This window comes from Stakelama sediminis, from assembly GCF_014199335.1.
GTDB classification, from domain to species: Bacteria; Pseudomonadota; Alphaproteobacteria; order Sphingomonadales; family Sphingomonadaceae; genus Sphingomonas; species Sphingomonas sediminis.
Window position 1 is genome coordinate 1 of record NZ_JACIJI010000001.1, and the last position, 18,257, is coordinate 18,257.

The window sequence follows — 18,257 nt, forward strand, 5'->3', positions numbered from 1 at the left end:
TCTGCTCATCTCTACTCCTGTCAGGCCGCCTTCATGGCCGCCGCAAGGCAGAAAATCCACTTATCCCCCTGTCCAAATTTCCCAGGCCACCTCTCTTTTTGTTGGACAATAGAATTTCAGCTTGACCACACCAACTCATATTCAATAGGAGGTGATAGCGATAACAACAACGTTTCTCGCCACGAGTGATGGCGAAACGAAATTTGGAGGGAAAATGACGGCCACCCGTTGGAAAATTGCGCGTGCTCTTTGCACCGGCTCCAGTGTCGGGGCGTTGATTTGCTGTGGCGCAGGTGTGGCTCAGGCCCGTATTGTGCAGCCTCAGGTCGCCGCATCGTCGATAACGACGACTCAGAATTCGACCGACATCGACAAAAAATCGGACAAGAAAAAAAAGGCCGCAAGCTCCACGCAAAGCAATACTTCTGCACAGAACGGCAGTGTCACGGAATCGAATGGGTCGGCGATTAACGGGCAGGCGGTCAGCGACATTGTCGTCACCGCCCAGCGTCAGGCGCTGGAAAACGCTACACAGATGAAGCGCAACTCCAGTACGATCAGCGACTCGGTGGTTCTGGACGAAGCAGGCAAAGTACCCAGCACCTCGCTGCTTGAAATCCTTCAGCGCGTGCCCGGCCTTACCATGAACCGCGTGCGCTCGGGCAATCAGGGTTCGCCCGACGGGTTTACGTTCGAAGGGTCGGGTATCCAGATCCGCGGCCTGACCGGAACGAAGACGCTGCTCAACGGGCGAGAGATTTTCTCCGCAAACGGCGGGTCCGGTCTCAACTATGCCGATATCGGCCCCGAATTGTTGCGGGCGGTTACGGTGTATAAGGCCAGCCGCGCGGATTTGATTGCGGGCGGGATCGCCGGCACCGTCAACCTGCAAACCTTTATGCCGTTCGACGTTCAGGGGACGCAAATCTCGGGCTCGGTGTCGACCAGCTACGGCGATTTCTCCAAGAGCGATGAACCCAGCGCATCTCTCAGGGCGTCGACCCGGTTCCATACCGGACTTGGTGAGATCGGACTTCTGGCCGATGTCGCCTATTCAAAGATCAAGTCCTATGACAGTAGCCTGCTCGTCCAGCCCTATTATCCGACCACCTATAACGGTGAGCAGGTATATGCGCCGGGTGGTTTCTATGAATCCAACGATCAGTTCGAACGGACTCGCAAGGGCCTGTATCTCGCGGTCCAGTGGCGGCCTGCATCGAACCTCGAATTCTATCACACCACCTTCATTTCGCGGTGGGACAGTAACCGCAACACGCAATATGTGATCATATCGCAGCCAGCGATCGGCGTGACGCAGGACAGCACGTTCGACAATGGCGTGTTCACCAGCGGCGGCATCGTCAATGGCACATCGCTCGCCAGCGGCCTCACGCCCAGCAGCAATGCCAGCTATACCCCATCCTACAGCCAGACGAGCGATTTCAGTCAGGGCTTCAAATGGTCGCCGGGTCGCTTCCAGCTCACCGGCAGCTATCAGCATACCACGGCGAAGTCGGGCACCTCCAAATGGGGTCTCAGCGTAAACAACCCGACAGTCGAGCAGGCAAACCTGGACCTTACCGGCTCAGTACCCTCCGTGATGTTCGACGGCACCTATACGCCGAACGCTGCCAATACGACGCTTTCGAATTTCAACTGGCTGACGATGGCCAGCAGAGGACATCAGGACTCCTATCAGCTTGATGCCACATACGATCTTGGGGACGGTTTTTTCAGGAAAGCTGCGGTCGGCGCGCGCTATGCCACCCGTCAGGAAACAGATACCTTCGTGGGAACCTGGTGGTCGGCGACTGCGCGCGGCTGGAACGGCGTGCCTCAGCCTAATGTTGCTACCGCGCCTGAAGGAGATTTCGAGCTCAACAACTTCTCCAACTTCTTCAATGGTCAGGCGCAGGCGGTGGGTTCTTTCTATGTGCCAACCAGTCAGGTGCTACGCGGCGATCAGTTCAATCGGGTGGTCAACACCTATGCGGCATGTGCCCCCGACCTCTATTACCAGTGCAGCGACCCCACCGCGAGCACCTATCTCTACGGCAATCCGGCGGACCCGAGTTTCGGTCTGCAGCCCTCTTATGTAACGACAAAGCCGAAAACCACGGCCGCTTATGCCATGGTCGGTTTCAAGAATGACAGCGCTTCTCCGCTCCTGAACTTCTCGGGTAATATCGGCGCACGCTGGGTACGGTATGAAACCGAGAGCGAAGGAAACTACATCTTCAACGGCACTACCCTGTTCTATAAGAACACGGCGGACGCGGCAGCTTCGCTTGCGATGATGGGCGGCGCTGCAGGGTATCAGGCCTGGGTTGACGCTCATCCGGGAGAAAACCCGCCGCTCTCCTACACCAGCAACAATTATTCAACCAATCGTGCAGGGCGTTTTGCCAAGGATTACTTCCTCCCGGCTTTCAACATCAAATTCCAACCGAGCAAGAGTGTCGTCCTGCGCTATGCACTGACGGAGACGATGACCCCGCCTTATTATTCCGACATTCGTGCACAGGGATCTGCCTCTGTTTCGACAATCAGCAATCCCTATGCGAATGATGCGGACGGCACCTCAGGGCTGCCTGCTATTTTCGCAGGCTATACGTTCACGTCAGGGAACCCACAGCTTCAGCCTGAAACGTCGTTGAACAACGATATTTCGATCGAGTGGTATCCGCACAAGGGGACTACACTGCATCTGGCGTTGTTCCACAAGACGATCAAGCACGCGATCATCTTCAACAAATTTGCCCAGCAGGCGAGCAGTTTCTTTGCGACTGCTGATCAGCCGACATCGACCCCGACTGACGGCGGCAGCGCCGTGTTCATCGACGGGCCGGTTACGGGTAATCTGAACGTCAACGCGACCAACAATTCGTATATCAAGGGCTTCGAACTGGGCGGTCGCACCTATTTCGATATGTTGCCGGGCTTCCTGAAAGGGTTCGGTATCGACGCCAATGTGACCTATGTCGACGGCAAATCACCCGATGCGCTGGCCTTGGATATGAACGGTTCGCCTCTGAATGTTCCGTTGATCGGGCTTTCCAAATGGTCCTATTCCACCACCCTGTTGTACGATCTGAACAAGATCAGTGCGCGTGTGTCGTGGTCGTGGCGTAGTCGCTATCTCGCCACCACATCGGATTCGAGTACGAGCGGTACCTATACCTACCCGAGTACAGCAACCACTCAGACTTCCTTCGGTTTGCCGGTTTATGCAGCCGCATCCGGCCGCCTTGATGCCAGTATCGGCTATCAGTACAGCAAGCATCTGAACGTTCGGATCAATCTGGCGAATATCACCAATTCGCATCAGAAGACCGAAATGGAGATTCTGCCCGGACGATACGTCCAGCGCGGCGTCTTCGTGACCGATCGTCGTCTCGGCGTGAGCCTTGGCTTCTCCTTCTGATCGGACGAAAGGACGCTCTTTCCCGAACAGGCTCCAATGCTTAGAGTGCGTGAATGAGCAAGAGCGTCCTGATCGTCGGGGGCGGAACCGCGGGCTGGATCTGTGCCGCCTATATGGCCCAGATGCTGGCGTGCGACCTTCCCGGCGGCGTTTCGATTACGGTTGTTGAATCCGATGAGATTGGCATCCTCGGTGTGGGCGAAGGCACTTTCCCCATCATTCGCAGGACGCTCGAACGCATCGGACTCGATGAAACCGACCTGATCCGGGGCGCGGATGCCACCTTCAAACAGGGCATCCGCTTTCAGGGCTGGAAAGACAACCCGAACCCGGAAAACGAAGACTGGTATTTCCACCCCTTCCAGGTCGGTTCCCAGCATACCGATATGGACCTGCTGCCCTATTGGCTGCTCGGCGTCGCCGGAGACATCCCCTGGGCGACCGTCAACACGGTGCAGGAACGCGTGGTCGACGCGAAACTTGCACCAAAGCTGATCACTCACCCCAACTATGCCGCGCCGCTCAACTACGCCTATCATTTCGACGCGGTGAAGCTGGCCGAAGTCGTGCGGCACCGGGCGATGGAACTGGGCGTCAAGCGGGTGATCGATACGGTCGACGACGTCCGGCTCGACGAACAAGGCGCCATCGCTTCCGTGCAGGGAAGAGCGAGCGGCACGATGACCGCCGACCTCTATATCGACTGTACCGGTTTTCGCGCGCGCCTGATTGGTCAGGCACTGGGATCGGAATTCACCTCCTATCGCGACCAGCTATTCTGCAACCGCGCCGTGGCGATCCGTGTCCCCTATGACCTGCCCGACGCACCGATTCCTTCTTGCACCTATTCCACTGCGCAGGAGAATGGCTGGATCTGGGATATCGGCCTGCAATCGCGCCGCGGGTTGGGCTATGTCTATTCATCCGACCATTGCAGTGACGATGCGGCACTGGAAACATTGCAGCGTTATATCGGCCCCGCCGCCAGGGATTTGCCGCACCGCCTGCTTTCTTTCGAAGCCGGGTTTCGCAAGGTGCAATGGCGCAAGAATTGCGTCGCCATGGGCCTGTCATCGGGGTTCATCGAACCGCTTGAAGCAACCGGTATCAGCTTTGTCGAAATCGCCGTGCTGATCCTGTGCAACCTGTTCCCCTGGTCGGGCGATTACGAACGCTCGGCGGAACAGTTCAACATGCACATGACGACGCGCTACAACCATGTCGTCGATTTCATCAAACTCCATTATTGCCTGAGCGAGCGGACCGACACTGACTTCTGGCACGACAATCGTGCACCCTCGTCGATCTCCGACAAGCTGAAGGGCAAATTGGAGCAATGGCGGTATCGCCCCCCATCCTTTCTCGATGTCGATACCAGCCATGACATTTTCGACGAGAATAGCTGGCAATACATCCTCTACGGCATGGGGTTCAAAACGGACATCAGTGCTCGGGCCGGAGCGCTGCGCTATTATGACGGCGCTCGGCAGGAGTTTGAGAATATCCGCCAGCAAAGTGCCAATGCGATGACTGCCGTGCCGTCCCACCGTGCGCTGGTAAGCGAGGTGGTGGCAAACGGCTTCCGCCCCGCGAAACGATAGCGATGCAGGTGGATCGGAAAGCCGGTTCCGAGACCGCAGGAGACGCCTTCTCGCCCGTGGAAAAGGTAATCATCGTCGGCGGCGGTACATCCGGATGGATGTGCGCTGCCGCTATCGCCCGTATCGTGCCGCCGAGCGTGTCTGTCACACTGGTGGAGTCAGAGGATATCGGCACGATCGGCGTTGGCGAGGCGACCATTCCGACCCTAATGGAATTCAACGATTTTCTTGGGCTGAAAGAGGATGATGTCCTTCGGCAATCCCAGGGAACGTTCAAGCTGGGAATCGACTTTGTCGACTGGCTGCGAAAGGGCGAAAGCTATTTTCATCCTTTTGGTTCCTATGGACGCGACACACCGGAATTCGCCTTTCACCAGCTATGGCTTCGACTGAAAGTCCTCTCAGCAAAAGGCCAAGCGCCACCGGATGCCGCGGGCACTATCAGCGATTATAACCTGTGTACGATCGCGGCACTTGATGACCGTTTCTCGCCCCCGCAAGGCGGCTCGGATGCCATTCTGGCAACCATGCGCCACGCCTATCATATTGATTCCAGGCTCTATAGTCAGGTGCTGCGCCGATATGCCGAGCAAAAGGGCGTGCGCCGGATTGAGGGCATGGTCATCAGCGTCGAGCAGGATACGGAGGATGGTCGGATCCGCTCAGTAACGTTGCGCGACGATCATGTGCTCGAAGGCGACCTGTTTATTGACTGCAGCGGCTTCAAATCACTGCTGATCGAAGGCGCGATGGAAAGCGATTTCATCGACTGGAGCCAGTATCTGCCCTGTGATCGTGCGCTGGCGGTGCCGACTGCCGGAACCGGTTCTCCGCCCCCGTTCACGCAGGCGACGGCAGACGCTGCGGGCTGGCGCTGGCGTATTCCGCTTCAACACCGCACGGGCAACGGTCATGTATATTCAAGTGCCTTCATGGATCGGGACACTGCCCATCGAAACCTGATCGAAGGTGTCGAAGGTGAACCACTTGCCGACTGCCTGCCGCTGCGCTTCCGTACCGGCCATCGCCGCGCCTTCTGGAAAAAGAACTGCATCGCCATCGGCCTTGCCGGGGGCTTTATCGAACCACTGGAATCGACGAGCATCCATCTCGCACAGATGGGGGTACAGCGGCTGGTCAATCTGTGGCCCGGCAGGGGTCTGAATGTTTCAGAAATCGCGCACTACAACCGGTTGATGACGGCGGATTACGAGCGAACCCGCGACTTCATCGTTCTGCATTACAATGCGACGGAACGCGACGATACCGCGTTCTGGCGCTATGTCCGTAATATGGCGATCCCGGATACGCTTGCGGCGAAGCTGGACATGTTCCGTTTCAGCGGACGGATCGTTCCCAGCCCGGAGGATCTTTTCACGGCGCATAGCTGGCTGGCGGTGATGCTGGGTCAGGGAATCGAACCGAAGAATTATGATGCACTGGTCGACCGCGTTCCAGCGGACGCGCTCATCCGCAATATGCGCCTGCTGAAAAACGCCATTGCGAAAACGGCGGCCACACTCCCCAGCCATCAAAGCTATATTGATCGGCACTGCTCCGCCACGGCGGAGCACCGCTAAACAGGAGTTCAGGCCGCGAACCGCGCCCTCAGTTCGTCACGCAGCACCTCCACCGGAATATCGGCGATCGCGGTAGAGGGCGAAGTCGCCACGAAGACATCCGCCAGTGCACGCTGTTTCTGTGCAATCAGGTCGATCGATTGCAACGCAGTCATATGCCGCCCCATCAACTCGGGGTCTTCGCACAAAGCAGCACCGACCAGTTCGATCTCATGACTCAGCGTGCGCAGTATTTCCGCCGCTCCGTTGATGGTCGCGCGTTCCGGGCAATTGGGATCATGCTGCATGGGCAACATCCGCCTGCAACACCATTTCGGCGAGGTTGCCCGGTGCCGCGAATGCCGAAAGACCTCGCTCCCTGGCCGCCAGAATACATTCATCGACCAGCGCGCTGTCAGGCGATTGTCCGAACACCTGCCCTCCTGCGCCCTTTAGCGCAGCGAGGCCAGCCGCTCCGTCCTGACCGCCACCTGACAACAATACGCCACGCGCCGATGCACCGGCAATCTTGGCCAGCGCACCGAACAGCAGGTCGGCCGAGGGTCGGTTGCCATTGACCGCGGGTCGGTCGATCAGCCGCACCGATCCTTGCGGCCAGCGGTCGATGACCACATGCCGTTCGGGATCGACGGCTACATACACCGTCCCGGCTTCCAGCGCCTCACCGTCTCCTGCAACCTTTACCTTTGGCTGGATCGACTTGCTCAGCCGCGATGCGAACGGCACGGCCAGCCCTTCCTCCATCGTCAGCACCAGCAGCGTGGGCGGGCAGTTGGCCGGATAGGCCGCCAGCATATCGGCCGCAGCTTCCATCCCGCCCATGCCACCGGCAATCGCCACCACACGGCCGTCATCGCTATAGTCCGCCGCTTTAGCAGGTTTGCCTTTGCCGGCGTTGCGTGCCGCCAGATTGGTCTTTGCCGCCGTCAATACAGTCTTGCACAGCTTGCCCGAGATCTTCTCGAACTCATCCGGCGTTGCACGGGCAGGCTTCGGGAAGCAATCGACCGCGCCGATCTCAATCGCCTTCAGCGATATGTCCGCCCCCTTTTGCGTCAGGGTGGAAAGCATCACCACCGGAATCGGGCGCGTTTCCATGAGCTCTTCCAGAAATTCGATCCCGTTCTTGCCCGGCATTTCGACATCGAGCGTCAGTACATCGGGGCGCAGGTCGGCAATCATCTCGCGCGCTTCATCGGCCCCATCGGCAGCGCCGACTACGACCAGATCCTTGCTTTTCTCCAATGCGCTGGTGAACAGCGCGCGCATCGTGATCGAGTCATCGACGACGAGAACTTTCTTGGCCATGGGTCCGGTTTCCTTAATACGCAAATACAATCAGGCAGCGGCTGCGATCGCCGCATTGTCGGTCAGTTTCGGCAGGTCGATCACCATCACCATGCGATCCTCGATGGCGGCAAGGCCTTCCAGGAACGGAACGACGCTGTCGCCGGCCGTCGCGGGCGGCGGCTGCAATGCATCGACAGGAATGGTGACGATATCGCTGACCGAATCGACGATCAGACCGCGAAACTGGGATTCGACTTCCGTCACGATAATCACATGGCGGGACGTAGGCTCCGTCGCGCGCCAGCCCAGTCGGGCTGCGAGGTCGACCACCGGCAATACTGTGCCGCGCAGGTTGACGACGCCCGCCACATAGGAGGGAACGTGCGGCAGCCGCGTCGTGGGCGTCCATGCGCGAATTTCGCGAATGGCCATGATGTCGATGCCGAAAACCTGATTTTCGACCTCAAAGGTGATGAGCTGACGATGCATGATCACTTTCCCCTCTTCAATCAGTGTGCGACCCGCCGAACGGCGGCGCTCAGTTTTTCCGCATCAAACGGCTTGACGATCCAGCCAGTCGCCCCGGCCGAGCGCGCACGCGCCTTTTTCTCGTCCGAACTTTCGGTCGTCAGCACCAGGATCGGCCGGTCGCGATGGCGCCCACCGGCACGCAGGCGCTCGATCAGACCGAACCCGTCGAGCCGCGGCATGTTGATGTCGGTGATGACCACATCGACATCATTGCCTTCCAGCCATTCCAGCGCCGAAACGCCGTCATCCGCCTGCTCCACCGCAAACCCCTGTTCGGTAAGCGCATGGCGCAACAAGGCGCGCATGCTTGCACTGTCGTCAACGGTCAAAATTCGTGTCGCTCTGCTCATGCTACTGCCCATTTGTTAAAAGAGTTCGACATCGCCCGCCGCCTTCTGCGGACGTGGCATGGGTTTCTGATTGGGAATGAAATTGTCCTCTACGGCCCGACAACGCGCCTGACCGTGTGCGGGACGAAAATCGACGCGACGCGCCTGCACGCCGCCAACATCCATATGCACGATCGGAATCCCCTCATTTTGAAGGAATTGCCTGGCGAAACCGGCATTGGCGGTGCCGATCCGGCTCATTCCCGAATGCAGGTTCGCACCACCGTACAGATGCGCACGCATCCGCGACTTGCGAGCGCCATGTGCCAGCATGCCGTTGACCAGCACCTCCATAAGATAGACCCCGTAATTTTCATCCACCGTGGTTTTTCCGGCGTTCTGCGGTTCTGCGAGCAGAAAATGGTTCATGCCGCCGACCCGCATCCTGGGATCGTAAAGGCAGGTGGCGATGCAACTGCCGAGTATCGTGGTCAGTACCCGGTTCGGGTCGGCGCTTACCTGTGCCTGCCCCTGCATCACGGTCGCGCGGGACATGGTGGCGGGTGTCTGAATATGGCTGGGAACATGTATCATTATGCAGCCCTCGAAAGCGCATGTTCCGCAATCCGGTCCAGCGGCGCGACGACACCGGCAGCCCCCAGTTCGATTGCCGCGCGCGGCATTCCGAACACTGTGCAGCTCGCTTCATTCTGAGCGATGGTGGTGGCCCCTGCCTGCGCCATTTCCAGCAATCCGCGTGCGCCGTCGCTTCCCATCCCGGTCATCAGCACGCCGACGACATGCCCCCGAATTTTAGGGGCGATGGAGCGGAACAGCGCATCGACGCTGGGTCGATGGCCGGATACCAGGTCGCCCTGCCGTAATTTAACGAACCAGTTTTCTGTCCCGCCCAGCATCATATGCCGGTCACCACCAGGTGCAAAATATACCTGCCCGCGACGGATCGGCATGTCCGGTTCTGCCAGCAGCACCTTCGCCTTGCAGATCGAATCCAGCCTTCTGGCGACGGCGGCGGCAAAATTGACGTTGATATGCTGAACAATCATCGTCGGCGGACAATCGGCGGGAAAGTCACGCAACAATATCTGCAGGGCCTCCACCCCTCCGGTGGATGAGCCGATGGCAATCAACCGGGTGTCTCCGCCGATGGATTTTTGTGTTTTCACGCTTACTTTCGGTATGGAGGGTGCGCGCTGATCAAAGCGGATTTGCGCAGCCTGACGGATAAGCGACGCCAGCTTGCCGTTATCCTCGGTACCCATGGCACCGAACCGGTCGGCCTTGGCGTAACAATCGACCGCGCCCAAAGCCAAAGCCCGTGCCGCCGATTCCGTCCCGGCCTGCGCAGCGCTGGACACCACGATTACCGGTGTCGGGCGCAGCCGCATGATCTTTTCCAGAAAATCGAGTCCGTTCATGCCGGGCATTTCGATGTCCAGTGTCACCACGTCTGGATCGAGTTCGCGCATCAACTGTCGCGCCTCGGCAGCGTTGCCCGCCGTTGCCACGACCTCAATATCCGCTTCCCTGCTCAGCCGTGCCCTCAACACTGCCTGCATGGTTTTGGAATCGTCGACGATCAGAACGCGAATAGTCATGCCGCCACCTTTTGATAGATGGTCGGTCCAACGATTTTCAGTTTCTGCATCGCCGGTCCAGTCACCCGTTCGCTGTGCCCGATGTACAGATGGCCGCCGGGAAGAAGCTGATCGACAAAGCGTGCAACCAGACGTTCCTTGGTCGGCTGATCGAAATAGATCATCACGTTGCGGCAAAAGATGACGTCGAACTTTGCCTTCATCGGCCAGCCGCCAAGCAGGTTCAGATGCCGGAAGCGCACCATCTGCCGCGCCTTGTCGCGCAACATTGCCTGTCCGTCCTTTTCCTCCGTCCATGCATGCCGCAGTCCCGCAGGAACCGGCTTCAGCGCTTCGAGCGGATAGGTTGCTGCTTCGGCGGGCTGCAGAGCATGGGTGGCGATGTCGGTCGCCAGAACCAGCATATCCTGTCCCGCAATGCGCATTCCGTCCGCACGATCCGTCCCCAGCAGGGTCATCACCAGCGACCAGGTTTCCTCACCGGTTGAACATCCGGCAGACCACATACGCACCGCTTCGCGCCGTCCCAGCTTTTTCAGCAGTTCCGGGCGCACCACCTTTGCGAAATGCTCGAAATGATGGGCTTCGCGATAAAAGAAGGTGTGGTTGGTGGTCAGTGCGCAGATCGCCCTGCGGCGCTCAACGTCATCTGCCCTGATATGTGCGATATAGTTGGCGAACGTCTGGCTGCCGGTCTTGCGAACCAGCGGCGACAGACGCGAATAGACCAGCATCGCCTTGCCCGGCGGCAGGACGATCCCTGCTTCCGAGTGCACGATGTCGCGTACTGCGGCAAAATCCGCAGCGCTGTACACGCCGGGGCTTACGCCCGGCATGGTATCGAACTGCACCGCGGCGTTCATGCGGCTTCCTTTCGCCGTACATGCACTGCATTCGTGACCAGTCCGTCGATATCGAGGATCAGCGCCACCCGACCGTCGCCCAGGATCGTCGCCCCGGCAACACCGTCCACAGAGCGGTAATGCGTATCGAGGCTCTTGATCACGAACTGACGCTGATCGGTAATGCCATCGACCAGCAGGGCCGCCTGCCCCGCGGATTCGGTATCGACGACGATCAGCACGCCCTCGGTCGGAGAGGCCACAGCATTGCGTGCGCCGACCGACTCTTCCAGCGAGAGTACGGGAAGGAAATTTCCCCGCACGTTCAGCATCTGACGAGCCGTACCAAGGCCCTGCACGTCCTTCGCGTCAGGACGCAGGCTTTCGACCACATGCGCCAGCGGCACGACCAGCGTCTGATCCCCGACCGTCACGATCATGCCGTCGGAAATCGCCAGCGTCAACGGCAGGGCAAGCGTAAAGACCGTCCCCTCACCCGGCGTCGAATCGATGGTGATCCGGCCGCCCAGTTCCTTCACATTCTGGCGCACGACATCCATGCCGACGCCGCGTCCGGAGACGTTCGATACCGTTTGCGCGGTGGAAAAACCGGGTGCAAAGATCAGGTTGTCGATCTCTTCATTCGACAGTTGCGCATCGGCGGCAATCAGGCCGTTTTCAACCGCCTTGCCGAACACGCGTTCACGATTGATCCCGGCACCGTCATCGGCGATCTTGATGACGATACGGCCCGAACGATGCTCCGCCGAAACACAAAGCGTACCTTTTGCGGGTTTCCCGGCCGCGATACGCGCCTCCGCACCTTCGATTCCATGATCGACGGCATTGCGGATAAGGTGCGTCAGCGGTTCGCTCAGTCGCTCGATCACCGTCTTGTCGAGTTCGGTCGCTTCACCCGACACTTCCAGATTGACTGCTTTGCCGGTCGAGCTTTCCAGTTCACGCAGGATGCGAGGCACCCGGCTGAAAACCGAACCGATCGGCTGAGCACGGATGGACATCGCGCTTTCCTGAAGCTCGCGGGTCAGGCCATCGAGCATCGACAGTTCCTCGACCGCGGCAAGATCCTGTCCGGCGAAACGCTGCGCCATCATCGCCTGTGCGATCACCAGCTCGCCCACCGTGTCGATCAACCGGTCCAGCTTACCCAGATCGATACGGATCGACTGTCCGGCCCGAGCGGCCGGTGCGGCTTTTTCCGGGCCAGCCTTTGCGGCGGTGTCGACTTCCTTCGGTTCAGGCGTGTCTGTGTCATTGGCTGGCGCCTGGGCGGTTTTCTCAACCGTCGGCGTTTCCTCCGCGTCGTGCGCTCCTTCTTCTTCTGGCGCCGGATTGAACACGACCTCGCAATCGTCACCGATAAAGTCGAAAATTTCCTGCACTGCATCTTCACTGACGCTGGCAGGCAGTTCGAACAGCCAGCTCAGATAGGCCTGACCTGCCTCAAGTCGTTCCAGCACGGGAACAGCCGCAACGTCGCAGGCGATACAGCTACCTCCCAGCCGATCCAGCTCTCGCAGCAGCAGCAGCGGCTCGCTGCCATTGGCCATCGCACCGGCATGGGGACGCACACGAACCCGCCATGGCGTTCCTTCCGGCTCGGCATCATGCTCAATATCGCTGAGCATCGCGTCGAGGTCGAAATCGAGTCCGTCGACCGGCGCGGCATCCTGTTCAACGACGCTCGCTTCCGCAGCAGGCTGCGTTTCGGCATCGCTGCCGCCCGCGCCATCGGCCTGTGCCGCGGCCAGTTCGGCCAGCAATGCTTCGTCCGCAGGCGCATCACTGCCGCTGCGTGCTGCTTCGACATGGTCGCTCAGCGTGTCTAGTGCGCGCAGCATCAATGATACGAGCGGCTCGCTGACCATTACCGTGCCGTCACGAACGTCGGACAACAGAGTTTCAAATCCGTGCGTGAAGGCCTGAAGTGCGGTAAAACCAAACGCGCCCGCACCTCCCTTGATCGAATGGACCGCGCGAAAGATCGCGTTGACGGTTTCATTGTCCTGCGTACCGGCACTGCATGCTTCCAGACCGGCTTCGGCCGCGGCCAGCGCTTCTTCGCATTCGATGAAGAAAATTCCCTGAATTTCTTCGGCGTTCATGCAACCGCTCCCCCGAACAGAATGCTTTCCAGTCCCGTCACACGGGCAGTCTCGCGTAACGCTTCCGAGGCAAGGATAATGGTGCCTTCATCCGACCGCCGGGCACTGACCAGCAGTTGCAGCATTGCTTGGCTGAACTGTTCGGTCTGGCAGGCATCGATGGTCAGCGGCCCGCTCCCTGCTGCCTCGGTAATCTCGGGCAGCAGGGTTTCGGCCGCAGCGCGATCGCAACGCGCCGGTAGAGTGATGATCTGCATGACTATCCCCGTTCCCGTTCGCGGTGATCAGAACTCGGTCCAGTCCTCGTCTTCCTCGACCGTTTTCAGGGCAAGGTTGCCCACCACCTGCGGAGCCTTGCGCGCACTGCGCTTGGGCGCGGCGGCAACTGCTACAGGCGCCGTTCCTTCATCACCGGTACGGAACCGCGATACCAGACTGGACAGTTCGTCCGCCTCATTGGCAAGGCTGCGAGCGGCTGCCGTCGATTCCTCGACCATCGCAGCGTTCTGCTGAGTCATTTTGTCCATATCGCCGACAGCGGTGTTCACCTGCTGCAGGTTGGTTGCCTGCGTCTCGGCCGAATCCGCGATCGTGGTGATCAGGCTGCTGATCTCACCCACGCGTCCGACAATCTTTTCAAGCAGATCGCCCGTTTGCCCCACCAGCGTAACGCCGCTGCTGACCTGTTCACCGCTGGTGGTGATGAGGGTTTTGATGTCCTTTGCCGCATCGGCGGAACGCTGCGCCAGTGCACGCACCTCATTGGCGACGACGGCAAACCCTTTGCCCGCATCGCCGGCACGTGCCGCTTCAACCCCGGCATTCAGCGCCAGCAAATTGGTCTGGAAGGCGATGCCGTCGATCACGTTGATGATCTGCGTGATTTCCTGCGACGACTTCTCGATCGCGCCCATTGCCGACACGGCACGCTGCACGACCTTGCCGCCTTCTGTGGCTTCATGGTGCGTTTCGGAAATCGAACGATTGACTTCAGCGGCACTCTGCGCCGTTTCACGGACCATCTCGGTCACCTGATTCATCGCCGCGGCCGTTTCTTCCAGGCTCGCAGCCTGCTGCTCGGTACGCTGAGCCAGATCGTCCGACGCCGCATTGATTTCAGATCCGCCGGTATGCACGCTGCCCGCAGCATTACGCACAGCAACGATGGTGCCGGAGACGGACTCGATTGCGCGGTTATAATCCTGACGCAGTTCGTCATAGCCTTCCGGGAAGGGCTGCTTGATTTTGAACGAAAGATCGTTTTCGGCAAGCTTCTGAAGCCCGGTTGAAAGATTGGTAACAATCTTTTCCTGAGCCTCCCGCGCTTTCTGAACTTCAATGGCATTGTTGCGGAACGTCGTCATTGCCTTGGTCATGCGGCCGACGCAGTCCGGATAATCGGTATATTGAATCTCGCTGTCGAGATCACCCGCCGCCAGACCCTCCATACGGACAACCGTATCGACATAAGGTTTGGTGATGACTTTTCCGGCATATGCAAGGAACGCCACCATTGAGGTGATGATGATACCTGCAACGGCAATCAGCGTTTCGAACGAGACGCCGAGGTCGGCTTCCGCCAGGACCATCATTGCCAGCCCGGCGGCACCAAGCACTGCCTACAGATAGACCAGCGTCCTGAACTTCTTGCGAATCGGCGCGTCTTGAATGAACCAGTTCAACATGTGTCAGCCTTTTCCCCTGCGAGCCTTCGACAGGCTCTTTCTGCCTCCACGCCTCCCTCATCGAGAGACTTGCAGGCTGCTATCGGGGATGGGCTGTTAGAATTCGGTTGGAAGCTACCTACGTATTTACCTTAGGCGGCGTGGATACATTCTGCATGACGCCACCGCGACTCACACCGAATGCATCCACGCCGCTTGGGTCATGTGAGAATACGGCCGGGCCTCGCAGTAAACACGGTGCGAACCGCCTCCGCCAATGAACTTGCCGATAATTTCGACATCGCATTCGAACGATGCACCTCCACGGTGCGGATGCTGATTCCCAGCTCGGCTGCAATGCGCTTATTGGGTTCGCCATCCACCATCAGGTCGAGCACTTCTCGTTCGCGACCGCTCAACAATTCCAGCCGTTGTCGCGCCTCGATAGAGCGTTGATTGGCTTCCGCAGACTGATCCAGTTGTTCAAATGCTGCATCAATTGCACCAAATAACCGCCGGTGATCATAGGGTTTTTCAAGGAAATCGACCGCCCCCAGCTTCATGGCCTGCACGGCAAGCTGAATGTCCCCCTGCCCTGTGAGCATCACGGTGCAGAACCGGTCTGATAAATCCTGTATCTCCCGCAACACATCGATACCCGAACGCCCCGGCATGTGAATGTCAAGAAGCACCACGCCGGGTTCACGCTCCTTGATATCGGCAAGAAAGGCGTCGCCGGAAACGCACGGCACCAGATGCAGATTGTTGCGGGTGGACAACAAAGCGCGCAATGAGTCGCGAACCGGGGCCTCATCATCAACGATATAAACAAACCGGCTCATACAGTTTCCCCTTCTATCGGCAGGGTAAATCGCACTTCGGCACCTCCCTGCTCAGCATTACCGATACGCAAAGAGCCCCCCTGCGATTCGACGATTCTCCGGCAGATGGCGAGCCCCAGCCCCATGCCGTCCGCTCTTCCGCTCGTGACGAAAGGGCGATCTGCCTTTGACAGCATCGCCTCAGTGAATCCGCCACCATTATCCGTGACGGATATCTCCAGTTCATGCCCCTTGCGCACAGCCCGCAACTCGATCCTTTTGTCGGTAACGTCGGCCTGCGTCATGGCTTCGTTGGCGTTTCGGATCAGATTCACCAAGACCTGCTGGAACTGAATCTGATCGACGAAAGCCGACAGACCATCTTCCTGAAACTCAACCTTGATTTCAATCATATCCCGCTGGCGACTGGGTAAGGAGAGCATGATCGATTCCTGTATGACATTCGCAACCGATACGTGTTGCGCCGTCCGCTCCTCGTCGGACAGGAACCCCCGCAACCGGCGAATGATTTCTCCGGCGCGCGATAATTGCGCGCTCGCCAGCATGACGGTCTCGCGCAACTGCTCGCCATCCTGCATCGCTTCGCAATGGATCGCGGCGGCGGCCAGATAGTTGGTCGCCGCCGAAAGAGGCTGGTTAATCTCATGCGCGAGGCCCGCTGCTACTTCACCCATCGTATTCAGCCGGGCGCTACGAAAAAACTGTGCGCGCAATTCTTCCAGCCGGTTAGTGGCATTGACGCGCTCACTGACGTCGCGAATAAATGCCGTGAACAGGCGCCGCTTACCGTCCAGAGCTTCACCGAGATTGAGCTCCACCGGAAAAGCGCTGCCGTCTGCGCGACGCGCAGTCAGCGTACGGGTACGGCCGATGATCTGTTTTTGACCACCATTCAGATACGCGGCGATCGAAGCATCATGCCGGTGCGCCAACTCATCCGGCATCAGACGGGCAACATTGCCGCCCAGCATCGTTTTTGCGGTATATCCGAACATCCGCTCGGCAGCGGCATTGAACCCATGGACGGTTCCTTCTCCGTCAATCACCACCATAGCATCCGGCACGGTTTCGACGAGCATGCGAAGCTGTGCCTCGCTACGCTCCAGCGCCAGACGATTTGCCTCCTGCTCGGTGACGTCGATGTTCAGGCCCATCAACTGAATCAGATTACCGGAATCGCCATAGACGCAATGCGCGACGCCATTGATCAGGCGCTCGTCGCCACCCGGAGGATAGAAACGATACTGGTAGGAAAGGCGCGGCGGCTGCAGGGCCGAAAGACTTGCGACATCCTGCTCGATGCGTTGAGCGTCTTCAGGATGCACATAGCTGCGCCAGTCGGCAAATCTGTTGATCGTGCCGGGCTTTAATCCAAGCCTTTCTTCGGCTCCGGTGTTCCAGCGCAGGCGATCATTGACAATATCCCAGTTGAAAAAGCCGATTTCATTCGCTTCGGCTGCAAGCTCAAGCCAAGGGTCCAGCGCCGTAGCGCCAGCCTGAGCATATGCCTGTTCCCCAAGGAGCCGATCCATAATCCACCGGTATACGTAATTATACCTAATTGTGAATGTAGATTATGATCAAAGTCCTAAAAACATTGTGCAAATCGGAATAAAATCTCTTTTTGAGATAATTGTGCGGCGCACAGTAAAATGCTGCTATTGCGAAAAAGTGGCCTGTACGACTGCGCGCGTGGGACCGAATACAGTCTCCCCCGGAGCAGCATATGCAGTATCGTCCATCGTCACTACGTTGAATCGAGCGCTTTGATAATCCGAAGCTTTCGCCACCAGCAACGGCGCTGTGTCCTGAGGCTCTGACCCATCCGGCATTTTCTGGTCCGTCACCAGCACCGTCGCCCCCAGTTTCGTCATCGAATAAAGCTGTTTGGCAAAAGCTTTGGGCAGGCGAATGCATCCGTGCGACGCCGCATAACCAGGCAGATGGCCTGCGTGGATTGCAATGCCCGACCAGGTAAGCCGCTGCATATAGGGCATCGGAGCGTTGCTGTAGATATTGGAGCGGTGATAGACGTTTTTCTGCAAAATCGTGAATTCACCGGTCGGCGTACGTTTGCTGGGTTTTCCGGTCGAAACGCTCGAAATACCAATCAGTTTGCCGTCGCGATAAACGTACATTTTCTGATTGGGCAAGGAGATGACGATCTGAACCGGGCCCTTTTCGGCAGCATCTCTGGCCCAGATATAATCGCCGTTGCTGATCCTGACCGACGCCGGCTGAAGGATTTCCGGCCTGTCCCCCGCGACCGCGGCAGCGGCGACGAACAACGTCACGACGGCAAGCAGACCGCTCACCGCCTTTCCTATCCACCGCCCTTCGACGATTCGAGTCTTCCCAAGGCTCGACATGGCCCGAAGTATAAAGTGAACAGTCTGTTAAGCAAAGCCG

General features: G+C 58.6%; 16 protein-coding genes. 3 read left to right on the plus strand and 13 right to left on the minus strand.

Features of this window, described 5'->3' with window-relative positions:
* Positions 1 to 295: 295 nt before the first annotated feature.
* Genes FHR23_RS00005 through FHR23_RS00015 form a run of 3 tightly spaced genes read left to right on the plus strand, consistent with a single transcriptional unit; the run spans position 296 to position 6,605 of the window.
* Positions 296 to 3,424 (plus strand): TonB-dependent receptor, encoded by a 3,129-nt coding sequence (locus FHR23_RS00005; RefSeq protein WP_184000900.1) that lies wholly within the window; start codon positions 296 to 298, stop codon positions 3,422 to 3,424.
* A gap of 53 nt (positions 3,425 to 3,477) precedes the next feature.
* The gene (locus FHR23_RS00010; RefSeq protein ID WP_184000901.1) at positions 3,478 to 5,025 is read left to right on the plus strand and encodes a tryptophan halogenase family protein; all 1,548 of its coding nucleotides are present in this window, start codon (positions 3,478 to 3,480) and stop codon (positions 5,023 to 5,025) included.
* 56 nt (positions 5,026 to 5,081) lie between these two features.
* Positions 5,082 to 6,605: a tryptophan halogenase family protein gene (locus FHR23_RS00015; RefSeq protein ID WP_221227307.1), complete on the plus strand. Its 1,524-nt coding sequence runs from the start codon at positions 5,082 to 5,084 to the stop codon at positions 6,603 to 6,605.
* 8 nt (positions 6,606 to 6,613) lie between these two features.
* On the opposite strand, the gene FHR23_RS00020 is transcribed toward FHR23_RS00015, so the two are convergent.
* The 13 genes from FHR23_RS00020 to FHR23_RS00080 all read right to left on the minus strand — a co-directional run bounded on the left by FHR23_RS00020 (position 6,614) and on the right by FHR23_RS00080 (position 18,163).
* Positions 6,614 to 6,892, minus strand: a complete 279-nt coding sequence (locus FHR23_RS00020; protein WP_184000903.1) for a hypothetical protein — start codon at positions 6,890 to 6,892, stop codon at positions 6,614 to 6,616.
* Positions 6,882 to 7,913, minus strand: coding sequence for a chemotaxis protein CheB (locus FHR23_RS00025; protein WP_184000904.1), 1,032 nt, complete (start codon positions 7,911 to 7,913; stop codon positions 6,882 to 6,884). Before FHR23_RS00025 ends, FHR23_RS00020 begins: the two co-directional genes overlap by 11 nt.
* A gap of 30 nt (positions 7,914 to 7,943) precedes the next feature.
* Positions 7,944 to 8,384, minus strand: a complete 441-nt coding sequence (locus tag FHR23_RS00030; RefSeq protein ID WP_184000905.1) for a chemotaxis protein CheW — start codon at positions 8,382 to 8,384, stop codon at positions 7,944 to 7,946.
* Between the two features lie 20 nt (positions 8,385 to 8,404).
* The gene (locus FHR23_RS00035; RefSeq protein WP_425506335.1) at positions 8,405 to 8,731 is read right to left on the minus strand and encodes a response regulator; all 327 of its coding nucleotides are present in this window, start codon (positions 8,729 to 8,731) and stop codon (positions 8,405 to 8,407) included.
* Positions 8,732 to 8,791: 60 nt separating this feature from the next.
* Positions 8,792 to 9,349: a chemotaxis protein CheD gene (locus tag FHR23_RS00040; RefSeq protein ID WP_246359629.1), complete on the minus strand. Its 558-nt coding sequence runs from the start codon at positions 9,347 to 9,349 to the stop codon at positions 8,792 to 8,794.
* Positions 9,349 to 10,374, minus strand: a complete 1,026-nt coding sequence (locus FHR23_RS00045) for a protein-glutamate methylesterase/protein-glutamine glutaminase (RefSeq protein ID WP_184000907.1) — start codon at positions 10,372 to 10,374, stop codon at positions 9,349 to 9,351. The genes FHR23_RS00040 and FHR23_RS00045 overlap by 1 nt, the downstream gene beginning before the upstream one ends.
* Complete coding sequence (locus FHR23_RS00050) at positions 10,371 to 11,237, minus strand: CheR family methyltransferase (protein WP_184000908.1); 867 nt, start codon at positions 11,235 to 11,237, stop codon at positions 10,371 to 10,373. The genes FHR23_RS00045 and FHR23_RS00050 overlap by 4 nt, the downstream gene beginning before the upstream one ends.
* Positions 11,234 to 13,342, minus strand: a complete 2,109-nt coding sequence (locus FHR23_RS00055) for a chemotaxis protein CheA (RefSeq protein WP_184000909.1) — start codon at positions 13,340 to 13,342, stop codon at positions 11,234 to 11,236. The genes FHR23_RS00050 and FHR23_RS00055 overlap by 4 nt, the downstream gene beginning before the upstream one ends.
* The gene (locus FHR23_RS00060) at positions 13,339 to 13,599 is read right to left on the minus strand and encodes an STAS domain-containing protein (protein WP_184000910.1); all 261 of its coding nucleotides are present in this window, start codon (positions 13,597 to 13,599) and stop codon (positions 13,339 to 13,341) included. Before FHR23_RS00060 ends, FHR23_RS00055 begins: the two co-directional genes overlap by 4 nt.
* Before the next feature lie 27 nt (positions 13,600 to 13,626).
* Positions 13,627 to 14,934, minus strand: a complete 1,308-nt coding sequence (locus tag FHR23_RS00065; protein WP_246359630.1) for a methyl-accepting chemotaxis protein — start codon at positions 14,932 to 14,934, stop codon at positions 13,627 to 13,629.
* Positions 14,935 to 15,227: 293 nt separating this feature from the next.
* A complete protein-coding gene (locus FHR23_RS00070) occupies positions 15,228 to 15,848 on the minus strand; it encodes a response regulator transcription factor (RefSeq protein ID WP_184000911.1) in 621 nt (206 codons plus the stop codon).
* A complete protein-coding gene (locus FHR23_RS00075; RefSeq protein ID WP_184000912.1) occupies positions 15,845 to 17,380 on the minus strand; it encodes a sensor histidine kinase in 1,536 nt (511 codons plus the stop codon). The genes FHR23_RS00070 and FHR23_RS00075 overlap by 4 nt, the downstream gene beginning before the upstream one ends.
* Positions 17,381 to 17,506: 126 nt before the next feature.
* On the minus strand, positions 17,507 to 18,163 hold the full coding sequence (locus tag FHR23_RS00080) for a L,D-transpeptidase family protein (protein WP_343042907.1): 657 nt from the start codon (positions 18,161 to 18,163) through the stop codon (positions 17,507 to 17,509).
* Positions 18,164 to 18,257: the final 94 nt, after the last annotated feature.

What these genes read in the sequence shown, in the direction of transcription:
- FHR23_RS00035 (WP_425506335.1), bottom strand. Translation starts at nt 8,731, where the DNA reads ATGCGCGCCTTGTTGCGCCATGCGCTTACCGAACAGGGGTTTGCGGTG.
- FHR23_RS00070 (WP_184000911.1), bottom strand. Translation starts at nt 15,848, where the DNA reads ATGAGCCGGTTTGTTTATATCGTTGATGATGAGGCCCCGGTTCGCGAC.
- FHR23_RS00025 (WP_184000904.1), bottom strand. Translation starts at nt 7,913, where the DNA reads ATGGCCAAGAAAGTTCTCGTCGTCGATGACTCGATCACGATGCGCGCG.
- FHR23_RS00065 (WP_246359630.1), bottom strand. Translation starts at nt 14,934, where the DNA reads ATGATGGTCCTGGCGGAAGCCGACCTCGGCGTCTCGTTCGAAACGCTG.
- FHR23_RS00055 (WP_184000909.1), bottom strand. Translation starts at nt 13,342, where the DNA reads ATGAACGCCGAAGAAATTCAGGGAATTTTCTTCATCGAATGCGAAGAA.
- FHR23_RS00075 (WP_184000912.1), bottom strand. Translation starts at nt 17,380, where the DNA reads ATGGATCGGCTCCTTGGGGAACAGGCATATGCTCAGGCTGGCGCTACG.
- FHR23_RS00040 (WP_246359629.1), bottom strand. Translation starts at nt 9,349, where the DNA reads ATGATACATGTTCCCAGCCATATTCAGACACCCGCCACCATGTCCCGC.
- FHR23_RS00045 (WP_184000907.1), bottom strand. Translation starts at nt 10,374, where the DNA reads ATGACTATTCGCGTTCTGATCGTCGACGATTCCAAAACCATGCAGGCA.
- FHR23_RS00020 (WP_184000903.1), bottom strand. Translation starts at nt 6,892, where the DNA reads ATGCAGCATGATCCCAATTGCCCGGAACGCGCGACCATCAACGGAGCG.
- FHR23_RS00010 (WP_184000901.1), top strand. Translation starts at nt 3,478, where the DNA reads ATGAGCAAGAGCGTCCTGATCGTCGGGGGCGGAACCGCGGGCTGGATC.
- FHR23_RS00050 (WP_184000908.1), bottom strand. Translation starts at nt 11,237, where the DNA reads ATGAACGCCGCGGTGCAGTTCGATACCATGCCGGGCGTAAGCCCCGGC.
- FHR23_RS00060 (WP_184000910.1), bottom strand. Translation starts at nt 13,599, where the DNA reads ATGCAGATCATCACTCTACCGGCGCGTTGCGATCGCGCTGCGGCCGAA.
- FHR23_RS00030 (WP_184000905.1), bottom strand. Translation starts at nt 8,384, where the DNA reads ATGCATCGTCAGCTCATCACCTTTGAGGTCGAAAATCAGGTTTTCGGC.